Here is a 13,449-nt window from a genome sequence, read left to right as displayed (position 1 = left end):
TGTTATGAATTATAGAGTTCCGAAGCTTTGTCAATTGCTTGCTTAAGGGCTCCGAGCTTACTCTTTACTTCGTTTAGCTCATATTCATCGTCGCTCTGTGATACTACACCTGCTCCAGCCTGATACCATAATTGGTTGTTACGACTGACGAATGTGCGAATGGTTATTGCCTGATTCAGACTGCCGTTCATTCCTATAAATCCGATACAGCCTCCATAAGCACCGCGATTATGTGACTCTATTTCTGATATCAACTGCATGGCACGTACTTTTGGTGCACCTGACAATGTACCTGCAGGGAAGGTGTCGAAGAATGCCTTAATCGGGTCAGCATCATCATTAAGTATACCACTCACACGCGACACAAGGTGAATTACATGAGAGTAAAACTGAGGTTCTCTGAAAAACTCAACCTCAACGTTGTGGGCATTGCGACTCAAATCATTTCGTGCAAGGTCAACCAGCATTACATGCTCTGCATTTTCTTTAGGATCATTCAGCAGAAATTTAACTCCTTCCATATCCTGGTTATAATTGCCTGTACGCTTTGTTGTACCGGCTATAGGATCTATGCTGATTCGCTTTCCTTCAATCTTGCAATGCGTCTCAGGCGAAGAGCCAAATATCCTGTACCCCCCAAAATCAAAGTAGAAAAGATATGGCGAAGGGTTTATAGTACGCAGTGCACGATAAACTTTAAAATCATCACCAGAGAATGGTTGTACAAATCTCCTTGAAAGCACTATCTGAAACAGATCTCCTTTTTTGCAATGCTCAACACCAAGTCTTACATACTGCTTATACTCTTCATCTGAAATGGTACTGAACTCCTCTCCCTCAGTAAAAAAATTGTAATTGGCAAAGTTACGCTGATTGATAAGCGACTCAATCTTATGAAGGTTGCTAAGTTCGTTGTCCCTCTGCAACTCAATCAGTGTGATCTCATCTGTAAAATGGTTGAAAACCAGTATATACTTATAAATTATGTACAACATATCGGGAGCATCGTTACGCTCTTCTCTGCTCTCTTTAATATTGATGTTTTCTGTATATTTCACACAGTTAAAAGTGGTATAGCCAAACAGACCGATATTACCATTTTCACTGCCTGTCACATCAAACCTTTTGATAAAACCACTCAATGCATCTGATACGGTGAAATCTCCAGTTAGACTCCTGCTCTCTTCTGTTTCATCGGGAAACCTCATTGTGCAGACACCTCTGTTTACCTCTACCCGTGCCATTGGCTTGAGTGCTATATATGAGATACTATTTTCATTGACATGGAAATCGGAACTTTCGAGAAGAGCCGACTGGGGAAATGAATCTCTCACTTTAAGGTAAATGCTTACCGGTGTGTGAAGATCTCCCATGATTTTCTTGCTGTTTGTCTTATATCTGTATTGCATATGATTGTAATTATCTGTTTAGTATCAATTACCGATTTTATTAATAATCCCTCTCATATTTGAAGTAGGTCTCAAGATCTTTGTCCCCCCTGCCAGATAGAGTTAGAACTACAATATCATCAGGCATAAATGTCACTTTCTCCAATGCAGCTAATGCATGTGCCGATTCCAAAGCTGGGATTATTCCCTCTCTTCGTGTCAGTTCAAAAGCTGCTTTAAGCGCCTCATCATCATTAACAGCCAGTACCTCAGCACGCTTCTGTTTTGCAAGATTAGCATGAATTGGCCCGATTCCCGGATAATCCAGTCCTGCTGAAATTGAGTATGGCTCAGTAATTTGTCCATCTTCTGTCTGCATTAACAATGTTCTGCATCCATGTAAAACACCTGCTGTACCTAAATGTATTGTAGCAGCTGATTCACCACTCTCAACACCTTTTCCTCCTGCTTCTGCAAGAATTATCTTAACATTGTCATTGTCAAGATATTCATAAATGGTACCTGCAGCATTACTGCCTCCACCAACACATGCAACCAGATAGTCCGGATAATCCTTGCCCTCTTTTTCGGTAAGCTGAACTTTTATCTCTTTGCTGATAACAGATTGCAAACGGGCTACCATATCGGGGTATGGGTGTGGACCAATTGTTGACCCAATTATATAATGTGTGTCTGAGGGGTGACTGCACCAGTCTCTTATGGCCTCATTTGTGGCATCTTTAAGTGTCATATTACCTGAGGTTACCGGTACAACAGTGGCACCTAACATCTCCATTTTCTTAACATTTACCTGCTGACGCTTAACATCTGTCTCACCCATATAAACAGTACAAGGCATCTGCATCAGCGCACAAACTGTTGCTGTTGCAACACCATGCTGTCCTGCACCTGTTTCAGCAATAATGCGCGTTTTCCCCATTTCGCGGGCAATCAGAATCTGACCAATTGTATTGTTAATCTTATGAGCACCTGTATGATTAAGGTCCTCACGTTTAAGATATATCTTTGCACCAAACCGTTCTGACAGTTGTCGTGAAAGGTATAATGGAGAAGGTCGTCCCACATAATCTTGTAATAGCTTATTAAAATCTTGCTGAAATTTACTGCTTTCCATTATTGGCAGATATGCTTTTTTAAGGTCAGTAACACACTTATGAAGAATTTCGGGAATAAATGCTCCTCCAAACTCACCGTAATAACCTCTCTCATCTACTGAATACTGTTTCATATTGTTTTATTTTTTTCTTTCTGCTTAAAATCTGAATACTCTCCTTTTACAATGATCCTGATCTTTTTGTTCTATAAAATGACAAAATAATATTTTAGCTTATGTATAGTGATGCCCCTAAAACTTAAAAAGCCCGTCGCAGGATTGCGACAGGCTCTTTAAATTATATTGTTTAAACTTAATTCAAGACATAGTTGCTTCTCCTTACGACTTTTTGAGTTGTAAGTTACGCCACCAATATCCGTTTAGAAGTAAATTCATAATTTCGCTATTATATCGTTGCAAAGAAATGGAATTAAATTTCAATATGCAAATATTATTTCGATTTTAACTGTTTTGATCTTTCTAAGATATTAAAACAGTTATTTTTCTTAAACAGACCAACTATTGATCCCCAAAAACGCTCCAAACCTCAACAGGATAGTCAGACTCAATAATATCCGGCTTATATACCGAGTTTTCCACCTCTCTCAAATAAGCTGCCATTCTCTGTTCCGTTGTTCTGAGTCTGTCGTGTGTAGGAGCAAAAGAAACCATGCATCTTACACCATTTGCATGCAGTTTTTCTACAATATGCCTGTTTGATTCATTAATGCTCTGACCAACATAGGCAATCATATTTTCCCATGGTACACCTGATATGTCAATATCTTCATACTCTGCTTCATTTCTGACAGCTACTGAAAGCATAATACCAGGCAGCCTGTCGTGGTAGTACCTTGCCTGTGCGCCGGTGTGAACTGTAAGCATTACATATTTCTCAGCTTTATGCTTCTGAATAAGATCCACAATCATTTGATGCGGCACATCTTTCCTGTCAAGGTTTACTACACTCTTACCTTTACACCACTCGAACACTTCTTCCAGTTTAGGTATCATTGAAGCAGTAATATTGCCTTCATGATCTTTGAGCCTGATTGATAATAGCTCCTCGTATGTGTAGTCAGACAATTTACCTGATGCATTTGTTGTTCTGTCGATAGTCTCATCATGCATCAGCACAATAACGCTATCTTTGGTTAGTCGCGGATCAACTTCAAAAAAGAGGGGAACTCTGCTCAGCGCTTGTTGAAAGCCCTCTATACTATTCTCAGGATACCCTTCCTCTTTGGTGCCTCTGTGACCACTTATAAGCAATGTGCTATCTGCTTTATAAGCAAAATACTCATGTGTATCACTAATCTTTTTGAACTTTAGATAGTTCTCCTTACCCTCTTTGGATCCACAGCCGGCAGCTGATAAAAGAAGGGCTAAAACAGCTACTGATAAGTATAATATTTTGATCACATTATCACTTTTTGAGTTCATAAATCTTTTACTTTTTTGAATCTTATAAATCATTTGTCAACTTATGCCATTACTTGCTGCAAGCATTTCTGCAACTTACTGCAGAATTATATTACAGATTATATTGCTTCAGCTTCAAATCCTGTTCTTTTAACCGTTTTCACTATATCATCGGTTGTTAAATCATCTGAATCAACAGTCAATATCTTATCCGGATTATCAATATCTACGCTCCACAACTCCTTTCCAACCTTCTTATCGAGAAATGGGGTTACTTTAGCTAAACAGTTTGAACAATTTATGTTTGTTTTAAATTTCATTGTTTTCATAATTAATTCAGTTTCTATTTATAGTGTACAGAATAATTTCAATAATTCAAATATAACATTTACTGAACGATTTTACCCAATCATCGCTGATATAATTTATCATTGGAAGAATAATCCTGTTAAGATTTATGTAAAGAAATGTAATATGGTGTAGTAAAATATGAATATTCAGATTAATTTTGATCTTAACAGTTAACAGACAGATTTATTATTTAATCGGCAATATGGCAAAAAGAGCAGACAAAAGAGGCCAGAGGCTTAAGAGCAGAAGAGAGAAAAAGAAATTGATACGACTGCTGATCATCACATTAGCAGCCATTTTAGTGATTGCACTATTCAGTCGCACCCCCACTCTTTCAGAATGGTACATTCAGAATGTTTACCCTTTTATATCCACAGCTCTTTCCTCAGTCTCAGGATTAATCCCATTTTCTGTATATGATCTGTTTATAGTAGTGGCTCTACTCTATTTACTTAAACTGATCCTATTTCTGATTATCAGACAAACAAGCTTTAAAAAATTTCTATACTTACTTTTACGATTAACGGTTGTATTGGTACTATGGTTCTATTTCGGCTGGGGAATATCATATTTCAGAAAGGATTATTATAGTCGCACCGACAATCAACAGTCACAGTACAATGCCGAAAATCTTCTGAATTTCACAAATCGTTTTATTGCTGATGCAAATAATTCATATGTTGAATTTGATGTACTGGAGAAAGAGGGGGTAAGACTTGATCTGGAAAACTCGTACAACAAGCTTAGTGAATCACTCTCCATCAACTACCCAAATGGAAAAAGAGTCCCTAAAAAGATGATATTTGAACCACTTTATTCCAAGATGGGTGTTTCCGGATACTTTGGACCATTCTTCAATGAGATCCATGTAAACAACTATGGTCTCAATTTCACATACCCTTTTACGCTGGCGCATGAGATGTCGCATCAGTTTGGCATAGCCAGTGAATCTGAGGCAAATCTTTACGCTTTCCTGGTATGTATTAACAGCGATGACGAAAGAATACGATACAGTGCTTATGTATCTATTATAGGCTATTTACTTAATGATATCTATACTCATCTGCCCGAGCAATATGAAACAATCATCAACTCTATTCGTCCCGAAATCATTGCAGACCTGCAACGCAACCGTAAACATTGGTTAGCTGCAAGAAATGCGACTCTGTCATCTGCTCAGGACAGAGCTTACAATGCATACCTCAAGAGCAACAGGGTAAGCTCGGGGACAGAGAATTATTCTGAAGTTGTAGGATTGCTTATTTCAAGTTATGATAAAATCTAAAATTAGTTGATGATTATATCCGGCCGGATGTGATCTGTACTACTCTTATTTTGGACTTATATTGTTCTTACCTCGGTCTTATGTTCTTCTTTCAGAACAGAAGAATACAAGAATAAATAAGGACAAAAGTTGCTCTCAGTTGTTATTTAATATAGAGGAAGTTGTATTAAATAAACAAAAAAGAGAATTATGAAAAAGTTACTTATTCTGATTTCTGCTTTTTCATTTTTGATAAACTGCTATGGTCCCAAAGGAGTGGTAATGATTGAACCAAACAGTAATGAAATTTCACAGGATATCGCTTCAATGGAGTTAGATACCCTCGAATATGAACTGATTGTTTTAGATCCGGGATTTGATACTTGGTATATGTTACAAAATTCACCGGCAAGATACCGTTCACAGCAATATTACGAAGGTTGGAATTTTCAATATGTAACAGCCTGGAACTCTCTGGCAAGAAGTTCGGGAAGAGGCTCTTTTTTTCAAACTATAATCGTTTATGATCCAAATACTGATTACGGTTTTGAGCTAAACCACAAACTGTTTTACTACTTTCAATATGTAGAACATAAACTGGGAATTCCAGTTTTGAGCAACCGCCCTATGGGTGTGGTATTTTAAACATCGCGTGTGATAAATCAAATCTTTTTGGTTTTTAATCTGAGACTGTTTGTAACAACACTCACGGAGCTGAGAGCCATAGCGGCACCGGCAATCATCGGATTAAGCATAAATCCGGTAAGCGGATATAGCACACCCGCTGCAACAGGGATGCCAATAACGTTGTATATAAATGCCCAGAAGAGATTTTGACGTATTGTTCTAACTGTTGCATGTGAAAGATGTATAGCCTTGGGAATCTTATTCAGGTCGGATGAGATTATAGTCATTTTTGCCACATCCATAGCAATGTCACTCCCTGCACCCATTGCAATACTTACATCAGACTGAGCAAGTGCTCCACTATCATTGATACCATCACCTACCATTGCAACCTTCCTGCCCTGTTGCTGTAAGGCTTTTACTAAGTCGGCCTTTTCCTCAGGCAAGACTCCACCTTTAAAATTTTTTATCCCAAGCTCTCCTGCAAGTGCGGCTGCCACTTTCTCATTATCGCCGGTATAAATTGCAACATCTATACCCATACTCTTTAGTGTACTTATTGCCTCTTTAGAAGTCGATTTAAGTTTATCAGTTATTCCAACCACTCCATAAGCCTCTTTCTCATCAGCAATAATGGAAATCGTATGAGCCGCATTAAGTTCCTCTTCAATTTTTTCCTGCAACTCCTGAGATATACTAATCCCTTTAGAAGAGATATACTGCTCATTACCAATATAGTATGTTTTATCTTCATAGGTACCCTCTATCCCTTTACCACTTACCTGCTCTACCGACACATTCTCTAAAAGCGTGCTGCTATCACTGAGTTCTTTTGTTATGGCGTCTGCCAGGGGGTGTTCCGACTGATGTTCTATACTATATAGGATATCCTGGTGAATTGGGAGAGAGTTTCCACTCCATGTAATTGAGGTTACCTGAGGTTTACCTTCGGTAATTGTTCCTGTTTTATCAAGTACGACAATGTCAATTTCCCTGGCCATCTCCAGACTTTCAGCATCTTTGATCAGGATTCCCTCGTTGGCCCCTTTACCAATTGCAACCATAATAGCAGTTGGTGTTGCCAATCCCAAAGCACATGGACAGGCAATTACCAGCACAGTAACCATTGCCATTAGTCCGTACACAAATCCCTCTTCACCTCCAAAAATCAACCATATAAGGAAACTGAGCAGAGCTATGCCAATAACCACGGGTACAAATATTCCGGCTATCTTGTCGACCAGTCCCTGAACAGGTGCCTTGCTCCCCTGCGCCTCGTCAACTGTTTTAATAATTTGCGCAAGAAGTGTATCCTTACCCACTTTTTTTGCTTTAAACCGGAAACTGCCTTTCTGATTGATAGTACCTGCAAAAACCTTTTCGCCCGGTTTCTTTTCTACATGAATCGGTTCACCGGAAATCATGCTTTCATCTACGAAAGAGTTACCCTCCAGCACCTCACCATCAACAGCTATTTTATCACCTGGTTTAACAAGTACTATATCATCAATTGCAACATCTGCTACTGCAATCTCTACAGGTTCTCCATCACGAAATACAACAACGGTTGAGGGTTGCAATCCCATCAGTTTTTTAATTGCATCGGAGGTGCTTCCCGTGGCTCTGGCCTCCATCAGTTTCCCAAGCAGGATAAATGCAACAATAACTCCGGCAGCTTCAAAGTAAACATGGGCTTCCAGACCTCTCATTTCCCAAAATTGGGGATAAATCATGTTGAAAAGACTAAACAGGTATGCGATACCTGTACTCAGGGCTACAAGTGTATCCATGTTAGCAGAACCATGACAGGCCTGTTTCAATGCACCTATAAAGAATCTTCTCCCGAAAATGAAAAGTATGGGAGTTGACAAGAGCAGCATAATCTCATTGGCGAATGGAATATCCATAAAGAACATCCCAATTATTGTAAGTGGTATTGCAAGTATTATTGCCCAGATTGTGTGAAGTCGCAGTTTTTTATATTTCTCCCTTTTAATATGCTCAACATTTTCAAATGATGACTCCTCTTCATCAATAAGTAGATCATAACCTATCTCCTGAAGTGAACTCTTCATATCAGAAGGTGCTGCAATTCCGGGAAGGAATTCAATATTCCCTTTACCGTTTCCGTAATTCACAGAAACGGTTATAACACCCGGAACAAATGATAAAATATTCTGTGTACTTGATGCACAAGCAGCACAGGTCATATTCAGCACTGGCTGAGAAATTTTTTCTGTTACCACCTCACCTCCTGAGTTACGTATTTCCGAAACTACATTTTGCAGTATCTCAGCAGCATCATCTTCAAGTTTCTCATCAATTGTAACAGAGACAGTATGATCCCTTTTATTATATTCTACTGAAGTGATCCCTTTTATATTTTCAATTGAACTTTTAGGCGGCAATTCCTTGCCTTTTAATTCTATTTTGTACCTATTGTTGTATATCATTACATTTACCCCTGTATTTTCATTTAAAATGTAGCTCTACGCTTTATTAAAACAGCTATTTGACATGTTATGTTTGAAAAATTTGTACTTTTGTTAATTGTACGTTAATTTTATCGATAAGAGTTTATAAAATCTATTTACATAACCGGAAAATCAAAGTTAGCCGGTAAAAAATAATTAAATTGATTATGAGTAAATCTTTCTTTCTGACAATTAGTCTACTGTTAATCACCTTTGCCATTTATTCTCAGAAAAAACAACTCGATCACTCAGTCTATGATGGATGGAAAAGTCTTTCCGATATCACCATAAGTAATGATGGCAAAATTGTCAGTTCATTAATTTCACCTCAGGAAGGTGACACTGCTCTCTTTATAAAGAATAGTGTTAATAAGATTGCTCTCACCTTCGATAGAGTCAGAAGTTATAAACTTTCGACAGATGGCAGGTGGACGGTTGGACTTCTTAAAGCTCCATTTGCTGATCGCCGCCAAGCCCGCATCGATAAAAAAACAAAGGAAGAGATGCCGGAAGACTCTCTTCTGATTATTGACAATCTAACATTTAATACTGAAAAGATCCCTGGTGTGAGGTCGTATAAAACCGCTCAGGATATGATTGTTAATGTTGCATACACAGTTGCTCTTCCTAAAGATACTACCAACAAAAAGGATGCCAGAGAAAAAGAAGTATTGATTCTCAGAAATCTGCTGACTCAAAAGGAGGATACTTTCAGAAATGCAAAAGAGTATGTCTTCAATAGGTTCGACACCAGCTTTGCTGTATCAATTCAGCCGGAAAATAAGGACACAACTGATTTTGCTCGTGTTGAACTTGTCGAAATTAGTAAGAATATAAAAAAGATTATTTCGGGTGAAGATGTAGAATATAAATCATTGACTTTTGATGAAGCGGGTGAACAAATTGTATATATCGCTACAGGTGATACTTCTAAAACTGAACAAAAGATATACGATCTGAGGTATTATAAATCCGGCCTTGACTCTGCGCTAGTTTTTGCTGATAAATCAATCACCGGAATGCCTGAACACTGGATATTCAATGAATATGCATCACCCCGCTTTAGTAAGGATGGCAGTCGTATTCTGATTGGAGCAGCTCCAAGGAAAGAGCCTAAGGATACTACCATAGTAGATTTTGAAATGGCTGAACTGGATATCTGGCACTGGAAGGATCCGATTATACAACCACAGCAGCTTGCTGAAAAAAGAAGAAGAGAAAGAGAAACCTTTACAGGAATAATTTATACAGATAATTTGAATAACTTCATACCCCTGGCAGATGAATTGAGGCCTTATGCATCAGTTTCTGATGAGGGTAATGGGCGATATGTCCTTCTCACATCTAACCTGCCATATTTGATTGAGAGTCAGTGGGACCTTTCGCCCAAGTATGATGTCTGGGTTATGGATTTAACTGACAATAGCCTGCATGAGGTTGCAAAAGCACTGAATGGCTACACTACCCTTTCTCCTAAGGGAAATTATATCTACTGGTGGGATGAAGAGAATAGGAACTGGTTTGCATATAACAACAGTAATAAGTCACTGGTAAATATGACAAAGGATATTCCGGTCAATTTCTGGGATGAAGAGAATGATGTTCCGCGACCACCAAGATCTTATGGTATAGCTGCCTGGGGAGAAAACGACGAATATATTCTTGTTAATGACATGTTTGACATATGGAAAATTGATCCTGATGGTGTAAAAAAAGCTGTTAACATAACACAGAATAGTGGTCGCAACGACTCCATAACATTCAGATATATAAACACTGATCCTGATAAACGTTTTATAGAGGCTGATGATATTTTACTACTTTCAGCTTTTAACAATGTTAGTAAAGAGTCCGGATATTACACTCTCAAACAGAAAGGACGCAATCCTCTCCAGAAAAGAGTTATGGATGGCTACACATTTTCAGGACAGATGAAAGCTAAAAATGCAGATATATTTGTATATCAGAAAAGCAATTTCAATACATCACCTGACCTCTATTTAACTAGCGACTACTGGAAGAAATCGGAAAAACTGACCGATATCAATCCTCAGATGAAGGATTATAACTGGGGTACAGCTGAAATGTTTTCATGGACATCATATACAGGTATTCCTCTGCAGGGTATTGTATATAAACCAGAGGATTTTGATCCTGAAAAAAAATATCCTGTGATTATATATTTTTATGAGAAACATTCTGATGATCTCTATTCATACTTTCCACCTGCACCCAGTCGCTCTATCATAAACATTCCTTTTTTCGTGAGTCGTGGCTATATTGTGTTCACACCCGACATACATTATACAGTTGGACAACCGGGTATGGACTCATATAATGCAGTTGTTTCGGGAGCAGAAGCACTTGCAAAAAATAGCTGGGTGGATGCAGAAAACATGGCAATTCAGGGACAAAGCTGGGGTGGATATCAGGTGGCTTATATAGTTACTCAGACTGATATGTTTAAAGCTGCAGGAGCAGGTGCACCTGTATCAAATATGACAAGTGCTTATGGTGGTATCCGATGGGAAACAGGTAAGAGCAGGCAATATCAGTATGAACAGACACAGTCACGTTTAGGTGCAACGATGAACGACTCACTACATCTCTATATAAAGAATTCACCTGTATTTTACACAGAGAATATAAAAACACCACTATTAATTATGCATAACGACAAGGATGGGGCAGTTCCCTGGTATCAGGGTATTGAGCTGTTTATGTCGATGCGTCGCCTTGGTAAACCGGTATGGTTGCTTCAGTATAATAACGAAGCACATAATCTGGTAAATCGCAGGAATAGCAAAGATCTGTCAATTCGTTTACAGCAATTCTTTGATCATTACCTTAAAGGGGATCCTGCACCTATTTGGATAAAAAGAGGATTGCCTGCTACAGAGAAAGGTAAAACCTGGGGATATGATATAGAATAGATTACTTATTTAAAGCCTCTTTGCCGTTTAGCCTCGAAAGTAATCACGGCAGTAGAAACCGAAACATTGAGCGAGTCAATCTTTCCTAACATTGGAATTTTGATTCGCTCTGTTGCATTATTTATCCAGAAGTCTGTTAACCCATCAGCCTCTGTTCCCATCACAATTGCTGATGATTTTCGGAAGTCAATATTTTGATAATACTCTGCAGCTTCAAGTTCTGCTGCATAAATATTGATTTTTTTTCTCTTAAGCCATTCTAAAGCCTCTCCTGAAGAGCATACAGCTGTTTGAACAGTAAATAGTCCACCTACCCCCGATCTAATGACATTAGGATTATAAAGATCTGTTTGAGGGTCGCATACAATAACTGCATCTACTGCCGCTGCATCTGCAGTACGAAGCACAGCACCCAGATTGCCCGGTTTTTCTACTGACTCCAACAGTATAATAAACGGAGTTTCTGAAAGTTTAAGATCTTCCAGTCTATGTGATTTCGGTCGAGCTAGTGCAACCAGTCCATCTGAATTTTCTCTGTAGGCTATCTTTTCAAAAACAGCAGGTGAGATGTCGAATAGAATGTTATCATGTAAAGAGTTAAGAACATTTGGGTATTTCGTATCTGCAAATTTCTCACGACAAACATACACAGTTTCGATCTTATAACTGCTCTGAATTGCCAGAGAGAGCTCACGTGCTCCCTCTATGACGAAAAGTTGCTGATCGCGCCTCTCTTTACTCTTGGATAGCTTTACAATATTTTTAATTGCAGGATTTTGCAGACTGGTTATCATAGATCAAATAAATTCTCTGGATCACAAGCTGGACTTTTTACTTTCCTTGAGCAGGAAAGTGTCTATAACTTCCTTGAAAGACTTTTTGGGAAGGGCGCCCATCCCCATTTGTGGTTGTTCATCCATAGGTATAAAAAGGAAAGTGGGTATGCTCCTAACACCGAACATACGTGCCAGTTCGGGCTCTTTATCTACATCAATCTTATAAATATAGACCTCTCCTCCATACTCTGCAGCCAGATCCTTAAGTATTGGAGATGTAACTCTGCAAGGACCACACCATGTAGCATAGAAGTCAACAATGGCAGGTTTATCACCATTGTATTTCCATGTATCAGGATTTTTTTCATAATCGAAAACCTTCTCAAGAAATGTGGCTTTTGTAAGCTCAATAGGCTTTGCAGTCTCTTTGATTATCGGTTCTGATGCATAAGCGGATACCACAATAAAAAGTGATATTACTATTGTTGTAAGTTTATTCATTCTTATTTAAATAATTAGTAATAGTACTGCATTTATAAACAGCCTGAAAGGAAAAATGTTTTAATATTAATATAGCATAAGAGTTGAAGTTAAAATATTACTCTGTCCTTATACTTTATTGCTTTTACTCCGGGTACTCCATACTCTCTTGCAGATATATCCTCAATCTCAACCTTCCATATCTTAACATTCTTAACAGATGGTTCGGAGTATTTAAACTCCCTTTCAGAATACTGTTGCATAATTATGTCAAGGGCCTTTACTTTTTCATCATAATCCTCTTCAAATACGACCTTACCATTGCAAATTATACTTTCTGAACGTACGCGATAACTGCAAGCCACCTCTTCATTCTGCCACACAAGCTCCGGCTCAGTACAGAAGGTTACACATACGTTAGGATTATTTTTAAGTATACTTATTGATTTCCCTTCCTGTGCGGAGTGCAGATATATGACATTTTCGTGAAAGCCGAAATTCATTGGCAGTACATATGGTATCCCTTCATTATCGGACATACCAACATAGCATACTTTGCATTTTTTTATAATACCTTCTATCTGCTCCTGTTCTTCCAGTGTGATGGTTCTCATATCAAT

11 protein-coding genes are annotated in these 13,449 nt (G+C 38.4%); 3 read left to right on the top strand and 8 right to left on the bottom strand.

Features of this window, described 5'->3' with window-relative positions:
• Nucleotides 1–2: 2 nt before the first annotated feature.
• From BN1354_RS10920 to BN1354_RS10905, 4 genes are all read right to left on the bottom strand, one after another.
• Nucleotides 3–1,409 carry an anthranilate synthase component I family protein gene (locus BN1354_RS10920; protein ID WP_045090470.1) on the bottom strand — a complete coding sequence of 469 codons (1,407 nt, stop codon included), beginning with the start codon at nt 1,407–1,409 and terminating at the stop codon, nt 3–5.
• A gap of 40 nt (nt 1,410–1,449) precedes the next feature.
• The gene (gene trpB / locus BN1354_RS10915; protein WP_053827128.1) at nt 1,450–2,637 is read right to left on the bottom strand and encodes a tryptophan synthase subunit beta; all 1,188 of its coding nucleotides are present in this window, start codon (nt 2,635–2,637) and stop codon (nt 1,450–1,452) included.
• A 384-nt stretch (nt 2,638–3,021) separates the two neighbouring features.
• A complete protein-coding gene (locus tag BN1354_RS10910; protein WP_045091017.1) occupies nt 3,022–3,945 on the bottom strand; it encodes a glycerophosphodiester phosphodiesterase family protein in 924 nt (307 codons plus the stop codon).
• Between the two features lie 98 nt (nt 3,946–4,043).
• Nucleotides 4,044–4,253 carry a heavy-metal-associated domain-containing protein gene (locus BN1354_RS10905; protein ID WP_053827127.1) on the bottom strand — a complete coding sequence of 70 codons (210 nt, stop codon included), beginning with the start codon at nt 4,251–4,253 and terminating at the stop codon, nt 4,044–4,046.
• A 224-nt stretch (nt 4,254–4,477) separates the two neighbouring features.
• Here BN1354_RS10905 and BN1354_RS10900 point away from each other — a divergent pair, with 224 nt between their 5' ends.
• Nucleotides 4,478–5,560 carry a DUF3810 domain-containing protein gene (locus tag BN1354_RS10900; RefSeq protein WP_053827126.1) on the top strand — a complete coding sequence of 361 codons (1,083 nt, stop codon included), beginning with the start codon at nt 4,478–4,480 and terminating at the stop codon, nt 5,558–5,560.
• A 189-nt stretch (nt 5,561–5,749) separates the two neighbouring features.
• Nucleotides 5,750–6,184 carry a DUF6146 family protein gene (locus BN1354_RS10895; RefSeq protein ID WP_053827125.1) on the top strand — a complete coding sequence of 145 codons (435 nt, stop codon included), beginning with the start codon at nt 5,750–5,752 and terminating at the stop codon, nt 6,182–6,184.
• Between the two features lie 17 nt (nt 6,185–6,201).
• Here the strand turns inward: BN1354_RS10895 and BN1354_RS10890 are convergent, their stop codons facing one another.
• Nucleotides 6,202–8,619 (bottom strand): heavy metal translocating P-type ATPase, encoded by a 2,418-nt coding sequence (locus tag BN1354_RS10890; protein WP_074010763.1) that lies wholly within the window; start codon nt 8,617–8,619, stop codon nt 6,202–6,204.
• Nucleotides 8,620–8,807: 188 nt separating this feature from the next.
• Here BN1354_RS10890 and BN1354_RS10885 point away from each other — a divergent pair, with 188 nt between their 5' ends.
• Nucleotides 8,808–11,573, top strand: coding sequence for an alpha/beta hydrolase family protein (locus BN1354_RS10885; RefSeq protein WP_053827124.1), 2,766 nt, complete (start codon nt 8,808–8,810; stop codon nt 11,571–11,573).
• A 5-nt stretch (nt 11,574–11,578) separates the two neighbouring features.
• On the opposite strand, the gene BN1354_RS10880 is transcribed toward BN1354_RS10885, so the two are convergent.
• The 3 genes from BN1354_RS10880 to BN1354_RS10870 form a co-directional block, all read right to left on the bottom strand.
• A complete protein-coding gene (locus tag BN1354_RS10880) occupies nt 11,579–12,367 on the bottom strand; it encodes a TrmH family RNA methyltransferase (protein WP_045090476.1) in 789 nt (262 codons plus the stop codon).
• Between the two features lie 21 nt (nt 12,368–12,388).
• Complete coding sequence (gene trxA, locus BN1354_RS10875; RefSeq protein WP_053827123.1) at nt 12,389–12,850, bottom strand: thioredoxin; 462 nt, start codon at nt 12,848–12,850, stop codon at nt 12,389–12,391.
• 89 nt (nt 12,851–12,939) lie between these two features.
• Nucleotides 12,940–13,443, bottom strand: coding sequence for a pyridoxamine 5'-phosphate oxidase family protein (locus BN1354_RS10870; RefSeq protein ID WP_053827122.1), 504 nt, complete (start codon nt 13,441–13,443; stop codon nt 12,940–12,942).
• Nucleotides 13,444–13,449: the final 6 nt, after the last annotated feature.

Source organism: Lascolabacillus massiliensis (assembly GCF_001282625.1).
Classification (GTDB): domain Bacteria; phylum Bacteroidota; class Bacteroidia; order Bacteroidales; family Dysgonomonadaceae; genus Proteiniphilum; species Proteiniphilum massiliensis.
Note: the sequence above shows the minus strand (reverse complement) of the source record. Positions and strands in the feature narration are given on the sequence as shown.